Here is a 17,059-nt window from a genome sequence, read left to right on the forward strand (position 1 = left end):
CATCGGCACGTCCGTGCACGACTCTTCGGCGGGTGCCGGAGTCGTCATTTCGGACGATGCCGGACGCGGTCCGGAGCAGTACCGTCGAGGCATGGCTCACTCCGCGCTCACCCCCGTCTTCGTGGGTCTGCGCACCGGGCTGCACGCCCTGTTCGTGGGGCTCACCATGCTCGTGGTGGTCCGCGCGCTGCTTCCGGCCGACGACCGCACCGCCTCCCACCCGGATGACGTGCAGGTGACGGTGCTCGCTGTGCTGCTGCTTGCGACCTACGCGCTCGGCGGTGTGATCGCACGCCGTCGCCGGCACGGTCTGGCGCAGCTCTGGCTCGCCGTGCTGAGCGCGGAGTGGGCGGCTCTCGTCTGGCTCAGCTCCGACGCCGCGTACCTCGTGTTCCCCCTCTTCTTTCTCTACCTCCATGTGCTCGGCCGCGTATGGGGGTCCGTAGCGGTCGTCGCGGCGACCGCCGCAGTGATCGTCGCCCTCGGCCTGCACGGCGGCTGGAGTGTCGGCGGTGTGGTCGGCCCGCTCGTGGGTGCGGGCGTCGCCCTCCTCATCGGGCTCGGTTACGAGGCGCTCGCTCGCGAAGCGGCGGAGCGGGAGGCGCTCATGCAGGAGCTGCTCGCCGCGCGGGGCCAACTCGCCGAGACGGAGCACGAGTCCGGGGTGCTCGCCGAGCGCGCCCGCCTCGCACGCGAGATCCACGACACCCTCGCTCAGGGACTGTCGAGCATTCAGCTCCTCCTGCACGCGGCGGAACGCGCCGACCCGGATCGCGCGGGAGTGGAGCACATCCGGCTCGCGCGTGAGACGGCCGCCGCGAACCTCGCCGATGCGCGCCGATTCATCCGCGAACTCACGCCGCCCGAGCTCGACGGTCAGGGGCTCGGCGGGGCGCTGCGCCGTCTCGCCGACCAGCAGTGGACGACGCGCGGACTGCACGTGGACGTCGACGTGTCCGACCAGGTGGAGCTTCCGATGCACGTGCGGACCGCGCTGTTGCGCATCGCGCAGGGCGCCATCGCGAACGTGCTGCAGCACGCCGACGCACGCAGCGCCTCGATCTCGTTGCGTGAGGAGGGGGAGCGGATCGTGTTCGTGATCGCGGACGACGGCCGCGGCTTCGACGTGCGGAGGCAGCAGCTCGAACAGGATGCGCGGTCCGACTCCTTCGGACTCCGCGCCATCCGCGAGCGCGTCGACCAGCTCGGCGGGACCCTCACCGTCGACTCCCGGCCGGGCGGCGGAACGGCGCTTCTCGTCGATCTGGCCCGCTCGACGCCCGCGCCCGACGATCGGACGCCCGCATGATCCGCCTCGTGATCGCCGACGACCACCCGGTGGTGCGCGCCGGCCTCATCGCCCTGTTCTCGATCGAGGACGGCATCGAGGTCGTCGCCGAAGCATCGACCCCCGACGAGGCCGTCGCGGCGGCCGAGCACGAGAACCCGGACGTAGTCCTGCTCGATCTTCAGTTCGGCCCGCGTGCCGCCGGAACGGCGGCCGACGCGACCCGACGCATCCGCGCGATCGACGCCGCGCCCTACGTGCTGATCCTCACGAACTACGACTCGGACGCCGACATCCTGGGGGCCGTCGAGGCAGGGGCGAGCGGCTACCTGCTGAAGGACGCTCCCCCGCACGAGCTGATCGCCGCCGTGCGCGCGGCCGCCGCGGGCGAGAGCGCCCTCGCTCCCGTGATCGCGTCGCGCCTCCTCGACCGGATGCGCGCGCCGCAGGTGAGTCTGAGCGCGCGGGAGATCCAGGTGCTCGAACTCGTCGCGGCCGGCCGGTCCAACACCGAGGTGGCGGCCGAGCTGTTCGTGAGCGACACCACCGTGAAGTCGCATCTCGCGCACGTGTTCTCCAAACTCGGCGTCACCTCGCGCACCGCCGCGGTCTCGGCGGCCCGCGCCCGCGGCATCCTCCGCTGATCCGGCGCGCCGTCGTCCGCCGCCGGATCGGTGCGTTCGCGGTGCACGGCGCACGGCACCTCCGAACGACTCATCTCTTGACAATGGACAAAGCTGTACATACTGTTGTCCATGTCCATATTTGTTCATGAACACGAAAGCGACGCGAATCGATGAAGATCGCAGTTGTCGGTAGCTACGGCGCCGGTTTGACGATGCGGGTCCCCCGCTCCCCCGGAGCCGGCGAAACCGTCTCTGGCGGTCAGTTCGACGAAGGACCCGGGGGCAAGGGCTCGAATCAGGCCATCGGTGCTGCCCGCCTCGGCGCCGAGGTATCCCTCCTCACCGCGATCGGGTACGACGCGTTCGGCCGGGCGGCGATCGACCTCTGGCGAGCCGAGGGCGTCGACGCCGCCAAAGTGGTCACCGCCGAGCGACCCACGATGGTCGGCTTCATCCTGGTCGAGCCGTCGGGCGAGAACCGGATCGCGATCGCGTCGGGCGCCCTCGACGAGCTCGACGCCGCCGCGGTCCGCACCTTCTCCGACGAGATCGCCGCGGCGGACGTCCTCGTCGTCTCGATGGAGATCCCCGAGGCCGCCGTCGTGGAGGCGCTGCGCATCGGCCGCGAACGAGGCACGACCACCGTCCTCAATCCGGCTCCCGCCCGCGCACTGCCCGACGAGGCCTGGGCGCTCATCGACGTGATCACACCCAACGAGACCGAGGCACCGGTGCTCCTGGGCCGAGAAGCCGACGTCGCCCTCGACGACGAGGACCTCGTCCGTGACCTGCAGCGGCGCACGGGCGGGAGCGCCATCCTCACTCGAGGCGCATCCGGTGCGCTCCTCGCCGAGCCCCACGGCGCCATCACCGTCATCGAGCCCGTGCGGGTGGAGACCGTCGTCGACACCACCGGGGCCGGCGACTCCTACACGGCCGCACTCGCCGTCGCCCTCGCAGAGGGGTCCACGCTTCCGGATGCCGCCCGCTTCGCGGCGGCGGCCGGCGCCCACGCCGTGACGATCGCGGGTGTCATCCCCTCCCTCCCCTCTCGCTCCGACCTGCCCAGCCCGATTGGATCCACCCGATGACCGCGACCACCGCACCGACGCGACCGCCAGCCTTCCGCCTTCAGAACCTCTTCCGGGCGCGCGAGACCGGAGTGCTCGCCGCCCTCGTCCTGCTCTTCCTCCTGGGCGTCGTGCTCTCACCGAGCTTCGCCCAGCCCGGGAACCTGCTCTCCGTCGGACAGCAGATCGCCCAGATCGGCATCATGGCCGTCGGCTCGACGCTCGTCATCATCAACGGTGAGATCGACCTCTCCGTGGGCTCGGTCTACGCCCTGTCGGCGATCACGACGGGGATGGCCATCGCGGACGGTGTCCCGTGGACGATCGCCCTCATCATCGGAGTCGTCGTGGGGGCTCTGGCGGGGCTCCTCAACGGTCTCGCCGTCGTCCTCCTCGGCGTGCCGTCGTTCATCGTCACGCTCGGAAGTCTGAGCGTCTTCCGCGGCGTCGCGCTGCTGATCTCCGATGGAGCGCCGATCTCCCTGTCGAGCGACCAGCCAGGCGTCGCCGAGTTCACCCTCCTCGGCCAGGGGCGACTCTTCGGAGCCATCCCCATGCAGCTCATCATCTTCGCCGTGATCGCCGCTCTCGGCATCGTCCTCCTCTCGCGGTCGCGCCTCGGATTCAACACGTACGCCGTCGGCGGCAACCAGGAATCCGCCCGCCTCGTGGGCATCCACGTCAAGAGGGTCAAGCTCGCCGCGTTCGTCCTCTCCGGCCTCACTGCGGGGATCGCCGGCGTCCTCGGACTGTCGTTCCTGTCGTACGTGCAGGGCGTGACGGGAACGGGACTCGAGCTCACCGTCATCTCCGCGATCATCATCGGCGGCGCTGCGCTGTTCGGCGGCTCCGGGACGATGTGGGGCACGGTCATCGGCGTCGTCTTCATCGGACTCCTCCAGAACATCCTCAACATCAACGGCATCTCGTCGTTCTGGCAGACCGTCGTCACCGGCCTCGTCATCGTCGCCGCCGTAGCCGCAGACACCTGGCAGCGCAAGCGCAAGACGCGCGCCTGACCGCGACCCCACCGACCCACCACCCGACCCCTCAGGACATCAACAAAGGAGTGACCATGTCCCTTGCATCCACCACCCGGCGTCTACTCGCCGCCGGCGCCGTCGCCGCGGCCGCCACACTCACGCTCGGAGGCTGCGGCGCCATCACGACGGGAAGCGAGTCCGCGTCCGGCGAAGACGGCTTCCAGATCGCCGACTACATCCAGGAGCGGATCGACTCCGGTGAGCCGCTCCGCATCAAGCTCAGCTACCACGACCCGTCCCTGGCCTTCGCCACCCCGATCAGCGCCGGCATGGAGCGCGCCGGCGAGGAGCTCGGTGCAGAGGTGCAGCTGATCGGCCCGACCGGTGGCGACGCCGCCAAGCAGGTGTCCGAGCTGCAGACCCTCATCCAGCAGGAGTCGGTCGACGCGCTCGCCGTCTCCTCCGCGTCGAGTGACGCCCTGAAGCCCGTGATCGCGCAGGCGTACGACGCCGGGATCCCGATCATCTCCTTCAACACCGACAACCCGGACTCGAAGCAGATGGGCTTCGTCGGCCAGGACCTGAAGGCCTCCGGCCAGTCGGAGGCCGAGGAGCTCGTGAAGCTCCTCGGAGACGGAGCGACCGGAAAGGTCGTCGTCTTCTCGCTCGACACCGGAGCCGGGTGGTCCAACGACCGCTTCAGCGGCTTCGAGGCCGGCATGGGGGGATCGGGCCTCGAGGTCGTCGGCCCCGTGAACGTCGGCAACGAGCCGAACGCCGCGTACAACACCGTCGAATCGACGATGGCCGGGCAGAGCGACGTGACCGCGATCGCAGGACTCGACTGCTGCAGCACCACCGCGGCGGCCAAGTGGGTGGAGCAGTCCGGCAACGCCGGGAAGATCACAATGGTCGGCTTCGACCTGCTCCCGCAGACCGCGGACTTCGTGAAGAACGGCGTGGTCTCCTTCACGATCAGCCAGAACCCGGAAGAGCAGGGCTACCAGGCCGTGAAGGTGCTCTACGACTTCCTCACCGAGGACACCGCCATCGAGGGCGTGGACACGGGCGCCCAGATCATCGACGCCGACAACCTGAGCGAAGCGACGGTCGAAGGCTGATGTCGACGCTCCCTCCGACGGCCGGGGCCGTCGACACCCCCGCAGCGCATGCGGATGCTCCGGCGATCCGCATCGAGCACCTCAGCCGCAACTTCGGGCCCGTGCGTGCCCTCGAGGACGTGAGCTTCGAGGTCACCACCGGCGAGGTGACCGCACTCCTGGGCGAGAACGGCGCGGGCAAGTCGACGCTCCTCAAGATCCTCGCGGGTCTGCAGCCGCCGAGCGGAGGGAGCGTCACAGCCTTCGGGCGGCCGGTCGGATCGTTCGACCCTCACACGATGCTCACCGAACACGGCATCGCGATGGTCCCGCAGGAGCTGTCGCTGCTGCCGGATCGGAGCGTGGCAGAGAACATCCTCTCGGGCATCGAGCCCGGCAATCGGTGGTTCCCGTCGCGGCGTCGCATGGTGGATCGCGCAATGGAACTGCTCGCGGAGCTCGACCTCCGAGTCGATCCGAACGCGACGGTCCGCACCCTGGATCTGGCGACCCAGCAGCTCGTCGTCGTCGCCCGATCGATCGCCCGGGAGTGCCGCGTCCTCATCCTCGACGAGCCCACGGCGATGCTCACACCGGCGGAGAGCGACCGGCTCTTCCGGCTCATGGCCACCCTCAAGGAGGCGGGGACCACGATGGTCTACGTCTCCCACCGCATGCCCGAGGTGTTCCTCCTGGCAGACCGCATCGAGGTGCTTCGCGATGGCCGACATGTGGCATCGTGGCGCCGCAGCGAGGTGACGCCCGATCAGGCCGTCGCGGCCATGGTGGGGCGCGAGCTCGGCCAGTTCACCAGTCGCGCCGAGCTCGTCGGCCCGACCGATGCCGGCGGCGCCCGTCCGGCTCCCGCGCTCCGTGCGATCGGGCTGTCGGGGCGGCGGCATCACGCCGTGGACCTGGAGGTGCGCCCCGGCGAGATCCTCGGTGTCGCCGGGCTGCCCGACAGCGGACGCGTCGAGCTGCTGCACAACCTCTTCGGCGGCGACAGGGGGACGGGAGGAACCGTCGAACTCCTCGGCTCGCCGTACGAGAACCGCAGCCCCATCGCGAGCGTCGAACGACGTCTCGGATTCGTGCCCGGCGAGCGCCGCGCGCAGGGCCTGCTCACCACCATGAGCGTCGCCGAGAACGTCGGCGTGCTCACCGTGAGAGCCCTCACCCGGGCCGGACTCGTGCGACGCGGCGCCTTCGAGAAGAAGGCCGAGAAGCTCGCCCAGGGCTTCCGCGTGAAGACGTCGACGATGGACCAGCCGATCACCAATCTCTCGGGCGGCAACCAGCAGAAGGCCATGCTCGCGCGCTGGATCGCGATCGACCCGGCCGTTCTGATCCTCGACGAACCGACCCGCGGCGTGGACGTCGGCGCGAAGGCGGAGATCTACGAGCAGCTCTTCGCCCTCGCCGACCGAGGTGTCGCGATCATCTGCTCGTCGTCCGACCTCCCCGAACTCCTCACCGTCACCGATCGGATCGCCGTCATGGCGGAGGGCACCGTGGTCGACATCGTGCCGACGGCAACGGCCACGGAGGAATCCATCATGACCATCGCCACCGGTGCGACCGTCCGCGCGGCCACCGCGTGACCCCCTCCCCGCATCACCGAAAGGACCCCACATGAAGCGCTCCGGTATTCTGAACGCACCCCTGAGCGGCGCTCTCGCGACGCTCGGCCACACCGACCTGATCCTCGTGGTCGACGCCGGGTTCCCCATCCCCGCGGATGCGAACCGCGTCGACCTCGCGATCGCGGAGAACCTGCCGGACCTCCGGACGGTTCTCGGGCTCATCTCCGAGGAGATCATCGTCGAGGGCGTCGTCCGCGCCGACGACGTCGTCTCCAACAACCCGCGACTCGACGAGTGGCTGCTCTCGACCTTCGACGACGCCGAGTTCTCGACCCGCACGCACGCGGAGATGCTCGGCGAGCTCGCGCAGCAGGCGAAGGTCATCGTCCGTACCGGCGCGTTCGAACCCTGGGGGAACATCGGCCTGATCTGCGGGGTCGACGTGCCCAAGTGGTTCGGCGGCGATGGCGTGATCGCCCCCGACTACTACGCCTCGAAGCTCTGACCCGGAACCTCCGGACCCTCTCAACGGGCGGCACCCGTCGCCCATCAACAGAAAGCGAACGAATCGTGACAGACACGACCACGAGCCCCCTCGAGCTCAGCCCGGCGGAACTCGCCCCGTACATCCAGCACACCAAGATCGAACTCGGTTCCACGCGCGACGAGATGATCGCGCACGCCCGCGAGACCGCCGAGCACGGCTTCAACGCCGCGATGGTGTCCGCGTCGTGGGTACCGCTCGTCGCCGCGGAGCTCGCCGGCACCGGTATCGGTATCGCGTCGGCGCTCGACTTCCCGACGGTCGGTGTGATGACGAGCGCCGGCAAGGCTGCGGAGGCCGCAGAGATCGCCCGACTCGGAGCCACACAGCTCGACATCGGTGTGCAGATCGGCTGGCTGAAGAGCGGCATGTACGACGAGTTCCGCGAGGACATCGCCGGCGTGGTTCGAGCCTCCGGGATCCCGGTCAAGGTCATGCTCGAGCTGCCGCTCCTCACGGAGGCCGAGAAGGAGGCCGCCGTCGAACTCTCCATGGAGGCCGGGGCGGCCTACCTCAAGAACGCGTCGAGCGGCGCCGTCGAGACCGCGAATCCCGAGAGCGTCCGCTACCTCGTCGAGCGTGCCCGTCCCGGCGTGCTCGTGAAGGCCTCTGGGTCGATCAAGAGCTACGGGCAGGCGCTCGCGCTCCTCGGCGCCGGGGCCGTGCTCCTCGGAACGAGCGCCGGCCTGTCGATCATCTCCGACACGGGCGACGACACCACAACGAGCTACTGACCGATATCCGGCCCGGGTCGCCATTTGCGATCCGGGCCGGAACGCTATAGACACCACTAGGGGGCAGGAGGACTCATGAACGGCATGGAGCCGCCGATCGCGGATGGGGTCATCAACCGTGGAGCCCCCGTGGCCATACACGCGCAGATCTCCGAGCAGATCCGCAACCGCATCGCGCACGGGGAGTGGCCGGCCCACTACCGCCTGAAGTCCGAGCCGGAACTCGCGGCCGATCTCGGCGTCAGCCGAGGAACGGTGCGGCGGGCCCTCGCCACGCTCATCGAGGAGGGTCTGCTCCGCCAGGTGCGCGGTCGTGGCACCTTCGTCACGTCGATGACGTTCGAACCCTCGATCGCCCAGCGGCTGAGCACCCTGTCCGAGGACTTCGCCTCACAGGGGGTCCTCTTCGACACGACGGTGCTCACCCACGGCCTCGTCACGCCGCCGCAGCCCGTCGCGGCGCTCCTCGACCTCCCCGCTCTCGGCAGCGTCTTCCACCTGGACCGGCTGCGGTCGACCGCGGGCGAACCGGTCACGCTCCTCAGCAACTTCGTGCGCGCCGATGTGGTGCCGGGGATCGAGGAGTTCGACTTCTCGGAGCTCAGCCTGTTCGGCGTGCTGGAGGGTCACTTCGGCCTTAAGATCGGGACCGCGCGACGCACCTTCAGCGCCGAATCGGCGACGGCGGAGGTCGCCGAAGCCCTCCAGCTGCCCGTCGGCGCTCCCGTGCAGTACCTCCAGCAGGTCACCTATCTGACGGACGGACGCCCCATCGAGTACTCCGACGTGTGGATCCACAGCGAACGACTCAAAGTCACCTCGCTCCTCTCACGTCGCTGATCCCGCACTCCCCCATGGCGACGCACGCGAGTACCGTGATCTTCATGACCGGCCACCGCATATTCGGAGTCCCGTTCGCGTCCATCTATCCCCTCTATGTGACGAAGGCGGAGCGGAAGGGGCACACCGCTGAGGAGATCGACCACGTCCTGTCGTGGCTCACCGGCTACGACGAGGCCGGCCTCAAGCGCACCCTCGCCGATGAGGTCACGCTCGAGCAGTTCTTCGCCGACGCTCCCGCGATGAACCCGAACGCGCAGCTCATCACGGGCACGATCTGCGGCGTCCGCGTGCAGGAGGTGGAGGATCCGCTCATGCAGAAGATCCGCTACATGGACCTGCTCGTCGACGAGGTCGCCCGCGGGAAGAAGATGACCTCGATCCTGCGCGGGTCCTGACGCCCAGGGGTCCTGACGCGCTATGACGCGGCGAGCTTGGCCTTCACGTAGGCGACGATCGCGTTCGCGTGCCCGTGGCCCAGGCCATGCTCGGTCTTGAGCCACGTGACCACCTGCATGTGCGGCTCCCCGCTCGCGAGCCGATCGGCCGTGAGGTCGAGCCACTCCTGGATGGGCTTCCCGTAGGTCTTCTCGATGCTCGGGAAGTAGGACGCCGGCCCCTTCGGCTTCGAGCCGTCGGCCGGAGGCGCGGGTGCGAGGACGCGGTTGTCGTCGGTCATGACACGAGGGTAGCGAATGGGAGCCACGCCGTCGTGGCCGCTGCGCATCACATTCCGCCGCGCTGAGTCGTCATCCTTTCGACCGGACGAGGAGCCGGTCGGAAGGCAGGTCGCATCGTGAAGAAGGACATCGTCATCGTGGGCGCAGGGTACGCCGGCTTCTACACCGCGTGGAGGCTCGAGAAGCTGCTGAGTCGGGGAGAAGCGCGCGTGACCGTCATCGACCCGCGCCCCTTCATGACGTACCAGCCGTTCCTCCCCGAAGTGTCCGCGGGGTCCGTCGAGGCCCGCCACGTGGCGGTGTCGCTCCGCCGGCACCTGCGTCGCACTCGCGTCGTCGCCGGATCGGTGACGCGCATCGACCATGCCGCGCGCACGGTCACCGTGACTCCGCGAGACGGCGACGCCTTCACGCTGGGATACGACATCGTCGTCGTGACGGCCGGTGCGGTCACACGGACGTTCCCCATCCCCGGTCTCATCGACGAGGCCATCGGCATGAAGCAGGTCGAGGAGGCGGTCGCCATCCGCGACCACATCCTCACGGCGTTCGACCGTGCGGCGACGCTCCCCGCCGGACCGGAGCGTCGAAGGCTCCTCACGGTCACGTTCGTTGGCGGTGGCTTCTCCGGAGTCGAGGGCTTCGGTGAGACCCTGTCGCTCGCCCACGCTCTCGTCCGCTCCTACCCGGAGCTGCGACGCGAGGAGGTGTCGTTCCACCTCGTCGAGGCGCAGGGCCGGATCCTCCCGGAGGTGACGGAGAAGCCGGGCCGCTGGGTCGTGGATCATCTTCGCGGGCGCGGCGGGAACGTCCACCTCAACACCCAGCTGGTCTCCGCCGTGGGCGGGCACGTCGTCCTCTCCACCGGAGAGGAGTACGATTCGGGCCTCATCGTGTGGGTGGCCGGCAACACGGCGAATCCCGTCGTCACGCACCACTCCGACCTGCCGCTCACGCCGCGCGGTTCGATCCGCGTCCGAGCCGACCTGCGCGTCGAGGGCGAGCAGGGCATCGTGCCCGGGGCATGGGCCGCCGGTGACGATGCTGCCGTTCCCGACCTGGCGAACCCGACACCCGGAGCACTGACCGTGCCGAACGCGCAGCACGCGGTGCGGCAGGGGAGGAGACTCGCCGCCAATCTCGTCGCGACGATCCGCGGGCGCGAACCGCGCCCGTACGTGCACCACAACCTCGGTGTCGTTGCGACGCTCGGCCTCGGGCGCGGCATCTTCCAGTACAAGGGCATCGTGGTGCGGGGCTTCCCCGCGTGGGTCATGCACCGCGGTTACCACGTACTCGCGGTGCCGACGTGGGAGCGGAAGGTCCGCGTCCTCCTCGTGTGGTTCGGTGCGCTCGTGGGCGGACGCGACATCGTATCGCTCGCGTCTCGGGCGGAGCCGCGACGCGCATTCGTCTCGGGCGGGCAGCCCGCCGTCACCACGCCGGCCGGGCCGGCTCCGGACACGACCGAACTCCGCCATAGTGTGGGGACGAGCGGCGGGAGCGGGAGCGGACGATGACCGGGAATGATCCCCACGACGACGTGGCCGCCGGTCCATCGAGCGACGACCTGCCCGACGTGTTCGTGGAGCGCCGCCGGCTCGTCGCGATCGGCTACCGCATGCTCGGCACGCTCGCCGAGGCGGAGGACGCCGTGCAGGAGACCTACGTGCGGTGGTACCGGATGACGGACGCCGAACGGGCGGCGATCGTGAATCCGCCGGGATGGTTGACGCGCGTGATGAGCCGCGTCTGCCTCGACGTGCTCGGTTCGGCTCGCGTCCGTCGCGAACGCTACGTGGGCGAGTGGCTGCCCGAACCCGTGCCGGCCGACCTGTTCGCGGGATCCGCTCCCCCCGCACCGCGGACCGCGCACGGCGACCCGCTCGACAGCGTCGTGCTCGACGATGAGGTGAGCACCGCGCTCCTCATCGTGATGGAGAGCATGACGCCGGCTGAGCGTGTCGCCTTCGTCCTGCACGATGTGTTCGCGGTGCCCTTCGACGAGATCGCGGGGATCGTGGACCGGAGCGCCGACGCGGTTCGCCAGCTAGCAACCTCGGCGCGCCGCCGGGTGCGTTCCTACGATGCCGTCCCGCGCAGTACGCACGAGCACGACGACGTCATGCTCGCCTTCGCCGCTGCGTGCGCGGGCGGCGACCTCACGGCCCTGATGGGCCTGCTCGACCCGTCCGTCGCCCTCCGCGCCGACGGCGGCGGAGTGGTGAGCGCGGCCCGGCGACCGGTGCTCGGCGTGTCGAACGTCGCTCGCTTCCTGCTCGGCATCTTCCAGAAGCAGCCGGCACTCGCCCTCCAGGAGCACCGCACGGGAGACGGCCTCGCGTTCGCGACGGTGGACGGCGGCGATCTGCGCGGCGTCCTGAACGCGCGGGTCCGGGACGGACGCATCACCGACGTGTGGATCCAGGTGAACCCGCAGAAGCTCACCGCCTGGTCGACGGCGCGCTGACCTCACGAATCCGGCGGGGACGTCGTCAGACAGGTGGACGGCACGGCGCCGTCGGAAGGGACAGTCATGAGATTTCTCATCATCGGCGGAAGTGGACAGGTCGGGAGCCGCCTCACCTCGCGGTTGCGCGAACTCGGCCACGAGGTCGCGGTCGGCTCACGGGACACCGGGGTCGACGCCGTGACCGGGGAGGGACTCGGCGATGCGATGATCGGCGCGGACGTCGTCGTCGACGTCCTCAACACCGGAGAGATGGATGCCGCGGCGGCGACGGCGTTCTTCCGCGGCACGACCGAGCGCCTCCTCGCCGCGGAGCACTCCACGGGAGTGCGGCACCACGTGCTCCTGTCGATCGTCGGCGCAGATCGGGCCCGCGCGAACGGTTACTACGTGGGCAAGGTCGCTCAGGAGGAGGCGGTGCGCGACGGCGACATCCCGTTCACCATCGTGCGCGCGACGCAGTTCCACCACTTCGTTCCGACGATCGCCGACTGGCTGACCTTCGACGGCACGGTGCGGGCCGGGGAGCTGCTGCTCCAACTCGTCGACGTGGACGACGTCGTCGATCTCCTCGCAGAGGTCGCACTCGGCGCCCCCATGGGCGACACCGTCGATCTAGCCGGACCGGAACGGTTCCGTCTCGACGACCTCCTGCGGGCGACTCTCGCCGCCGCGTCGGACGAACGGATCGTGCGCTCCGTCGAGGGCAGCGTGCTCGGGGCGGATGCCGCCGATTCCCTCGTCCCTCTCGGCTCCCACCGCACGGGCACACGACGGTATCCCGTGCCGGTCCCGAGCGGCGGGGAGCACACGGCGTGAGGATCGCGATCGCCGGGGGGACCGGCACCGTCGGGCGGCTCGTGGTCGATTCCGCCCGCTCGCGCGGTCACGAGGTCGTCGTGCTGTCGCGCGCGTCGGGGGTGGACGTACTCGGCGGCGCGGGCATCTATCCCGCGCTCGAGGGGGCCGACGTGCTCATCGACGTGCTCAACACCACCACGCTGTCGACCGCGAAGGCCGTCGCCTTCTTCACGGCGGCCTCCCGATCCCTGCTCGCCGCGGAGGAGCGGGTCGGTGTTCCGCATCACGTGGCCCTGTCCATCGTGGGGATCGACGGCATCGATACGAGCTACTACGCCGGCAAGCTGGCCCAAGAGAGCGTCATCGCCGGATCGTCCGTCCCGCACACCATCGCCCGGGCCGCGCAGTTCCACGAGTTCGCGCAGCAGATCGCGGCGCAGACGACGATCGGGCCGCTGACGGTGGCACCCCGCACCCTGTCGCGGCCCGTCGCGGCGCGCGAGGTGGCCGGACACCTGATCACGATCGCCGAGGCGCCCCCGTCCGGTCGGGCGCCCGACCTCGTCGGCCCGCGGAACGAGACGCTCGCGAGCATGATCCGGCGGACGTACGCGCACGACGGGATCCGTCGCCGCGTGCTCGACGTGCGATTCCCTGGCGCCTACGGCGCCGGACTCGCCTCGGGTTCGTTGCGCGGCGGCGACCGCACGCAGCTCGTCGCCCCGACCACGTTCGACGAGTGGCTCGCTTCCGGGCATCGGCGCCCATGACGGAACGGTGAACCGATCGGCGGCGCAGACGGGTCCTCTCGCCCGGCTCACCGCGTCCATGTGGTCAGAGCACCGGTCGCAATGCGTGGCGGGTTCCGTTTGCTGCGCCTACCGTGGAGGGATGGGGTCACTGCGGAAGTCTCGTCCGTTCACCGTCATCGCCGGTGCCGCCGTGGTGGGCGCGCTGGTCGCCGGCTGCACCGAGAGCGACCCGGCGGAACCACCGGTCGTCGAATCGAGCGCATCGTCGTCCGCCACCCCCACGACCGAGCCCGGCGCGGAAGACCCCTCAGTGCTGCAGATCCCCGACGTGACCGACAAGGAGATCGCCCGAGCGATCTCCGCCCTCCCCGCCGACGACCCGACGTCGTCGAACACCGTCGAGGACGCCGTCGTCGCGGGCGAGCCGTTGATCCTCGAGGGGGCCTGCGTCGGCGACACGGCGCGGTACCAGATCCGTTCAGCGGTCGTCGATGGCGACGGCGAGGTGCTCACGAGTGGCACGCTCCGGTGTGACGAGGCGCTCTACGAGGAGCTCACCCTCGACGTCGACGGTCCCGTCCAGCTGTCCTTCACCGACACGGAGGACATCGATGCGGGCTGGCTGCTGCTCACGCGGGTCGGGGACGGCTAAGCCTTCGCGCCGTAGCGCTGCCGGACGGCTTCCCCGCTCGTGCCGATGGCCTCCCCGAGCTCGCGCCAGGAAAGCTGCTGCTCACGAGCGGCATGGACGGCATCAGCGAGCTCACGTTCTGCAGCGTCCCGCCTCCATGCCGCGAGCTTCACAGCCATGACCGGCGGAAGCGGCGCGTCCCTGTCACCCGGCTTCGGGTCATAGTTCTCGAAGGCATCCGCGAACTGGTCGGCACGCGCCACTATCTGATCGATGGTTCGTTTCGTCATGTGCGTTTCACCTCAGATACTTCGGTCGAGCCGCACGGATTGCGTGTGCGATCGCGAGGACACCATGCCATTCGATGACTCCGACCTCGACCAGAACTCCGCTCTCGTCAGGACCGATGAACATCGACATCGAATCGTCCTGCACGAAGTGACGGACAGAAAAGCGAAGGGCGTGGAGCATGGCGTCCTCGGTGACACCGTGCCGATGGGCACTTTCCAGAATAATCGGCGCTTGCTCCATTTCGCAAGGTTACTTGCGAGTTGGAGCACGGACGAACGCATCCAGCACGAGCTGTGGACAGCAGGGAGTCGACAGGTGGCCGCGGCACGAGTTGTCGGAATTGAGGTCGCCGGAGCAGCCGGCGTCCGTCGCGAACGGAGAACAGCTCCGCACGTCCTCACGGCTACGGCGAGCGGAACCAGGCGATCACTCGCGGTATCGGCCGTTTCGCCCTCGCCTCGGCCTCGCCGCGCCGCCTCTCATCGTCCACGACCGCTCGAGCATCCGTGATCCTCGGCGCCAGCCGGTCGACGCGTCGCGTCAGGTCCGCGAGCATCAGCGAATCGATGGCCGCATCGGGTGACCTCCGCCTGAGCAGGGGCACTCGCGTGGAGATTCCCGGTGTCGTCGCGAAGGCCACGAGGAGGGCGACGACGAGGAATGCCGCGCTCACGGCGAGCCCACCCACACGGAAGTCCGCCGGCGGATCGCCCAGGCTCACCGCGAGAGCCACCGGCATCGCCAGGCCCGCGGCGAAGAAGAAGCCGGCGATGACGCGCTCCACGCGGGCGATCACATGCGGCGGCCTCATGAGCGTGGCAGCGATGACGACGAGCTGGAGGAACGCCGTCGCCACCGCGATGAGGATGAGGTTCCTCGTCAGATCCGGGTCGCCCCACCACTCCGGCCCCACGGCGATCACGTAGGTCGCGGCGGGCAGGAGGTAGGAGACGAGCGCCCAGAGGATCAGCGTCACCACGGCCCCCGACACGGGCATCGGCTTCCGTGCCCTGAGAATGTCGAGCTGCTCGCGGAGCCGCCGCCTCTCGGCGAGCAGAACGGCAAGCCGACGCCGAGGGTCGCGCGACAGGGTCGATCCGGCCAGGGCGGCGAAGGCCGCCGCGAGGAGCGCGATGAGGGAGGAGCCGAGGAGCTCCACGAGCAACGAACTGCCCTCGACGAGCGCGAACGCACCGAGCAGACACCACACGACCGAAACGATCGCCGTCCACATCGCGAGCCACGGCAGCGCGACGGCGGCCAGCTCCACGCGCTCGTCCACGACGGCGCTCGCCTGCAGGTCCGAGAGCGGGATGATCGCGACGTAGGCGGTGAGGATGAATCCGCCCATCACGGGCATGAACCAGGGGGACGCCTCGAGGAGTTCGGTACCCAGGCCGGGGAGGAAGGACTGCAGCCCGGTGACGCCCGGAATGGTCAGCCGGAGGACGTCCGCCATGACGACGCCGAACACCACGACGATCGACATGCCGGCGATGAACCGCAGCGAGGAGAGCGCCTTCTGCATCGCGGCCCCTCTTCCTTACGCCCTGTGCTCACAGTAGCGAGCCGCGGACCGTGCCGTCCGGATTGTTCATGGCGGTGCTATATTGCAATGCATGACACCTCCGATCCCCGACGTCAGTGCGCAGCTGCGCAAGGGCGTCGTGGAGTACTGCATCCTCGGGCTGCTGTCGCGCGAGCCGATGTACGGGTGGCAGCTGTCTGAGACGCTCGTGCGGTCGGGGCTCATCGCGAGCATCGGCACGCTCTATCCCGTGCTGGCCCGACTGCGGGAACGCGGACTCGTCACGACGTTCGAGGACGCGACCGGAACCGGCCCCGTGCGGAAGTACTACCGACTCACCGCCTCGGGCACCGAACTGCTCGCCGACTTCCGGGAGCAGTGGCCCGCCTTCTCCCTCACCGTCGGATCGATGATCCGCGGCGAGGCACCCATCGACATCCCCACGGACCCCTCACTCGACCCCCCGCACGAAGGGACACACCCCGATGCCTGACTTCTCCCCCGCAGCCGACACCTACCTGTCGCGGCTGTCGACCGAGCTCCGCGACGTGCGCGAGCCGCTCCGCGGCGACATCTGGTCGGGCATCGCCGAGGAACTCGACGGACTCGCCGAGACCGAGGCCCGCGGGCGCATCGCCGAGCTGGGCGACCCCGCGTTCATCGCCCGCGAGGCTGTGGAGGCGGGCGACGGACGGCCCGATCCGGAAACCGGCCAGCCCAGTTACGTGACCGTGACGGAGAGGATCCCGCTCGCCGAGTCGCCGAAGTTCGCCGTCGCGGCCGCGATCACCCTCGGCATCGGCGGGTTCGTACTCCCCTTCATCGGCTACCTCGTGGGCGTCGTGCTGGTGTGGACGTCGACGCTGTGGACGCGCGGCGAGAAGGCGATCGCGACCATCGGGCCGTTCGTCATCACGGTGCTCGCGGCCTACATCACGCATGTGATCGGAGCCATGAGCTCGTCCGCGGAGGACAGCGGCAACCCGCTCGTCCCCGCGGTCTACGACTTCCTGTGGACGAGCGTCATCGGGGCCGCGCTACTGAGCGTGGTCGCGATGGGCTGGCTGCTGGTGCGGTTGCGGCGGCGGTAGCAGAACGTCGCCACCCGACTTCCGGCCGAATGACGACGAGCGACCGG

21 protein-coding genes are annotated in these 17,059 nt (G+C 69.5%); 17 read left to right on the top strand and 4 right to left on the bottom strand.

The window, feature by feature from the left end; all coding sequences use genetic code 11:
* Positions 1-91 precede the first annotated feature (91 nt).
* From CLV49_RS07335 to CLV49_RS07380, 10 genes are all read left to right on the top strand, one after another.
* Positions 92-1,309: a sensor histidine kinase gene (locus CLV49_RS07335; RefSeq protein WP_106564952.1), complete on the top strand. Its 1,218-nt coding sequence runs from the start codon at positions 92-94 to the stop codon at positions 1,307-1,309.
* Positions 1,306-1,932: a response regulator gene (locus tag CLV49_RS07340; protein WP_106562953.1), complete on the top strand. Its 627-nt coding sequence runs from the start codon at positions 1,306-1,308 to the stop codon at positions 1,930-1,932. The genes CLV49_RS07335 and CLV49_RS07340 overlap by 4 nt, the downstream gene beginning before the upstream one ends.
* 152 nt (positions 1,933-2,084) lie before the next feature.
* Positions 2,085-3,005, top strand: coding sequence for a ribokinase (locus tag CLV49_RS07345; protein WP_106562954.1), 921 nt, complete (start codon positions 2,085-2,087; stop codon positions 3,003-3,005).
* Positions 3,002-4,003: an ABC transporter permease gene (locus CLV49_RS07350; protein WP_106562955.1), complete on the top strand. Its 1,002-nt coding sequence runs from the start codon at positions 3,002-3,004 to the stop codon at positions 4,001-4,003. The genes CLV49_RS07345 and CLV49_RS07350 overlap by 4 nt, the downstream gene beginning before the upstream one ends.
* A gap of 56 nt (positions 4,004-4,059) precedes the next feature.
* Entirely contained in the window at positions 4,060-5,088 is a 1,029-nt protein-coding gene (locus CLV49_RS07355; RefSeq protein WP_106562956.1) for a sugar ABC transporter substrate-binding protein, read from the top strand.
* On the top strand, positions 5,088-6,668 hold the full coding sequence (locus CLV49_RS07360) for a sugar ABC transporter ATP-binding protein (RefSeq protein ID WP_106562957.1): 1,581 nt from the start codon (positions 5,088-5,090) through the stop codon (positions 6,666-6,668). Before CLV49_RS07355 ends, CLV49_RS07360 begins: the two co-directional genes overlap by 1 nt.
* 31 nt (positions 6,669-6,699) lie before the next feature.
* The gene (gene rbsD, locus CLV49_RS07365; RefSeq protein ID WP_106562958.1) at positions 6,700-7,155 is read left to right on the top strand and encodes a D-ribose pyranase; all 456 of its coding nucleotides are present in this window, start codon (positions 6,700-6,702) and stop codon (positions 7,153-7,155) included.
* A 65-nt stretch (positions 7,156-7,220) separates the two neighbouring features.
* Positions 7,221-7,928 (top strand): deoxyribose-phosphate aldolase, encoded by a 708-nt coding sequence (gene deoC / locus CLV49_RS07370; RefSeq protein ID WP_106562959.1) that lies wholly within the window; start codon positions 7,221-7,223, stop codon positions 7,926-7,928.
* A gap of 75 nt (positions 7,929-8,003) precedes the next feature.
* Positions 8,004-8,768, top strand: coding sequence for a GntR family transcriptional regulator (locus CLV49_RS07375; RefSeq protein WP_243696650.1), 765 nt, complete (start codon positions 8,004-8,006; stop codon positions 8,766-8,768).
* A gap of 44 nt (positions 8,769-8,812) precedes the next feature.
* A complete protein-coding gene (locus CLV49_RS07380) occupies positions 8,813-9,166 on the top strand; it encodes a DUF2200 domain-containing protein (RefSeq protein ID WP_106564954.1) in 354 nt (117 codons plus the stop codon).
* A gap of 20 nt (positions 9,167-9,186) precedes the next feature.
* Here the strand turns inward: CLV49_RS07380 and CLV49_RS07385 are convergent, their stop codons facing one another.
* The gene (locus CLV49_RS07385; RefSeq protein WP_106564955.1) at positions 9,187-9,447 is read right to left on the bottom strand and encodes a DUF4287 domain-containing protein; all 261 of its coding nucleotides are present in this window, start codon (positions 9,445-9,447) and stop codon (positions 9,187-9,189) included.
* A gap of 117 nt (positions 9,448-9,564) precedes the next feature.
* Between CLV49_RS07385 and CLV49_RS07390 the strand changes: the two genes are divergently transcribed.
* From CLV49_RS07390 to CLV49_RS07410, 5 genes are all read left to right on the top strand, one after another.
* Complete coding sequence (locus tag CLV49_RS07390; RefSeq protein ID WP_106562960.1) at positions 9,565-10,968, top strand: NAD(P)/FAD-dependent oxidoreductase; 1,404 nt, start codon at positions 9,565-9,567, stop codon at positions 10,966-10,968.
* Positions 10,965-11,918: an RNA polymerase sigma factor SigJ gene (gene sigJ, locus CLV49_RS07395; RefSeq protein ID WP_106562961.1), complete on the top strand. Its 954-nt coding sequence runs from the start codon at positions 10,965-10,967 to the stop codon at positions 11,916-11,918. The genes CLV49_RS07390 and sigJ overlap by 4 nt, the downstream gene beginning before the upstream one ends.
* 66 nt (positions 11,919-11,984) lie before the next feature.
* Positions 11,985-12,737 carry an SDR family oxidoreductase gene (locus CLV49_RS07400; protein ID WP_106562962.1) on the top strand — a complete coding sequence of 251 codons (753 nt, stop codon included), beginning with the start codon at positions 11,985-11,987 and terminating at the stop codon, positions 12,735-12,737.
* Positions 12,734-13,489, top strand: coding sequence for an SDR family oxidoreductase (locus CLV49_RS07405; RefSeq protein ID WP_106562963.1), 756 nt, complete (start codon positions 12,734-12,736; stop codon positions 13,487-13,489). The genes CLV49_RS07400 and CLV49_RS07405 overlap by 4 nt, the downstream gene beginning before the upstream one ends.
* Before the next feature lie 121 nt (positions 13,490-13,610).
* A complete protein-coding gene (locus tag CLV49_RS07410; protein WP_106562964.1) occupies positions 13,611-14,123 on the top strand; it encodes a hypothetical protein in 513 nt (170 codons plus the stop codon).
* Here the strand turns inward: CLV49_RS07410 and CLV49_RS07415 are convergent.
* The 3 genes from CLV49_RS07415 to CLV49_RS07425 all read right to left on the bottom strand — a co-directional run bounded on the left by CLV49_RS07415 (position 14,120) and on the right by CLV49_RS07425 (position 15,921).
* Positions 14,120-14,392, bottom strand: coding sequence for a hypothetical protein (locus tag CLV49_RS07415; protein WP_106562965.1), 273 nt, complete (start codon positions 14,390-14,392; stop codon positions 14,120-14,122). The two genes, CLV49_RS07410 and CLV49_RS07415, sit on opposite strands and share 4 nt — an antisense overlap.
* A 7-nt stretch (positions 14,393-14,399) precedes the next feature.
* A complete protein-coding gene (locus CLV49_RS07420) occupies positions 14,400-14,633 on the bottom strand; it encodes a hypothetical protein (RefSeq protein WP_106562966.1) in 234 nt (77 codons plus the stop codon).
* A 163-nt stretch (positions 14,634-14,796) separates the two neighbouring features.
* Positions 14,797-15,921, bottom strand: coding sequence for a hypothetical protein (locus tag CLV49_RS07425; RefSeq protein WP_106562967.1), 1,125 nt, complete (start codon positions 15,919-15,921; stop codon positions 14,797-14,799).
* Positions 15,922-16,012: 91 nt separating this feature from the next.
* On the opposite strand from CLV49_RS07425, the gene CLV49_RS07430 reads away from it, so the two are divergent.
* Both CLV49_RS07430 and CLV49_RS07435 read left to right on the top strand, forming a co-directional pair.
* The gene (locus CLV49_RS07430) at positions 16,013-16,414 is read left to right on the top strand and encodes a PadR family transcriptional regulator (RefSeq protein ID WP_106562968.1); all 402 of its coding nucleotides are present in this window, start codon (positions 16,013-16,015) and stop codon (positions 16,412-16,414) included.
* Positions 16,407-17,012: a DUF1700 domain-containing protein gene (locus CLV49_RS07435; RefSeq protein WP_106562969.1), complete on the top strand. Its 606-nt coding sequence runs from the start codon at positions 16,407-16,409 to the stop codon at positions 17,010-17,012. Before CLV49_RS07430 ends, CLV49_RS07435 begins: the two co-directional genes overlap by 8 nt.
* Positions 17,013-17,059: the final 47 nt, after the last annotated feature.

Origin of the sequence: Labedella gwakjiensis (assembly GCF_003014675.1) — a bacterium.
In the GTDB taxonomy this organism is placed as follows: domain Bacteria; phylum Actinomycetota; class Actinomycetes; order Actinomycetales; family Microbacteriaceae; genus Labedella; species Labedella gwakjiensis.

Bases quoted from the DNA above. Each gene is read 5' to 3' on its own strand.
- CLV49_RS07335 (WP_106564952.1), top strand. From the start codon at position 92: ATGGCTCACTCCGCGCTCACCCCCGTCTTCGTGGGTCTGCGCACCGGG.
- CLV49_RS07340 (WP_106562953.1), top strand. From the start codon at position 1,306: ATGATCCGCCTCGTGATCGCCGACGACCACCCGGTGGTGCGCGCCGGC.
- CLV49_RS07345 (WP_106562954.1), top strand. From the start codon at position 2,085: ATGAAGATCGCAGTTGTCGGTAGCTACGGCGCCGGTTTGACGATGCGG.
- CLV49_RS07350 (WP_106562955.1), top strand. From the start codon at position 3,002: ATGACCGCGACCACCGCACCGACGCGACCGCCAGCCTTCCGCCTTCAG.
- CLV49_RS07355 (WP_106562956.1), top strand. From the start codon at position 4,060: ATGTCCCTTGCATCCACCACCCGGCGTCTACTCGCCGCCGGCGCCGTC.
- CLV49_RS07360 (WP_106562957.1), top strand. From the start codon at position 5,088: ATGTCGACGCTCCCTCCGACGGCCGGGGCCGTCGACACCCCCGCAGCG.
- rbsD (WP_106562958.1), top strand. From the start codon at position 6,700: ATGAAGCGCTCCGGTATTCTGAACGCACCCCTGAGCGGCGCTCTCGCG.
- CLV49_RS07375 (WP_243696650.1), top strand. From the start codon at position 8,004: ATGAACGGCATGGAGCCGCCGATCGCGGATGGGGTCATCAACCGTGGA.
- CLV49_RS07380 (WP_106564954.1), top strand. From the start codon at position 8,813: ATGACCGGCCACCGCATATTCGGAGTCCCGTTCGCGTCCATCTATCCC.
- CLV49_RS07385 (WP_106564955.1), bottom strand. From the start codon at position 9,447: ATGACCGACGACAACCGCGTCCTCGCACCCGCGCCTCCGGCCGACGGC.
- sigJ (WP_106562961.1), top strand. From the start codon at position 10,965: ATGACCGGGAATGATCCCCACGACGACGTGGCCGCCGGTCCATCGAGC.
- CLV49_RS07400 (WP_106562962.1), top strand. From the start codon at position 11,985: ATGAGATTTCTCATCATCGGCGGAAGTGGACAGGTCGGGAGCCGCCTC.
- CLV49_RS07410 (WP_106562964.1), top strand. From the start codon at position 13,611: ATGGGGTCACTGCGGAAGTCTCGTCCGTTCACCGTCATCGCCGGTGCC.
- CLV49_RS07415 (WP_106562965.1), bottom strand. From the start codon at position 14,392: ATGACGAAACGAACCATCGATCAGATAGTGGCGCGTGCCGACCAGTTC.
- CLV49_RS07420 (WP_106562966.1), bottom strand. From the start codon at position 14,633: ATGGAGCAAGCGCCGATTATTCTGGAAAGTGCCCATCGGCACGGTGTC.
- CLV49_RS07425 (WP_106562967.1), bottom strand. From the start codon at position 15,921: ATGCAGAAGGCGCTCTCCTCGCTGCGGTTCATCGCCGGCATGTCGATC.
- CLV49_RS07430 (WP_106562968.1), top strand. From the start codon at position 16,013: ATGACACCTCCGATCCCCGACGTCAGTGCGCAGCTGCGCAAGGGCGTC.
- CLV49_RS07435 (WP_106562969.1), top strand. From the start codon at position 16,407: ATGCCTGACTTCTCCCCCGCAGCCGACACCTACCTGTCGCGGCTGTCG.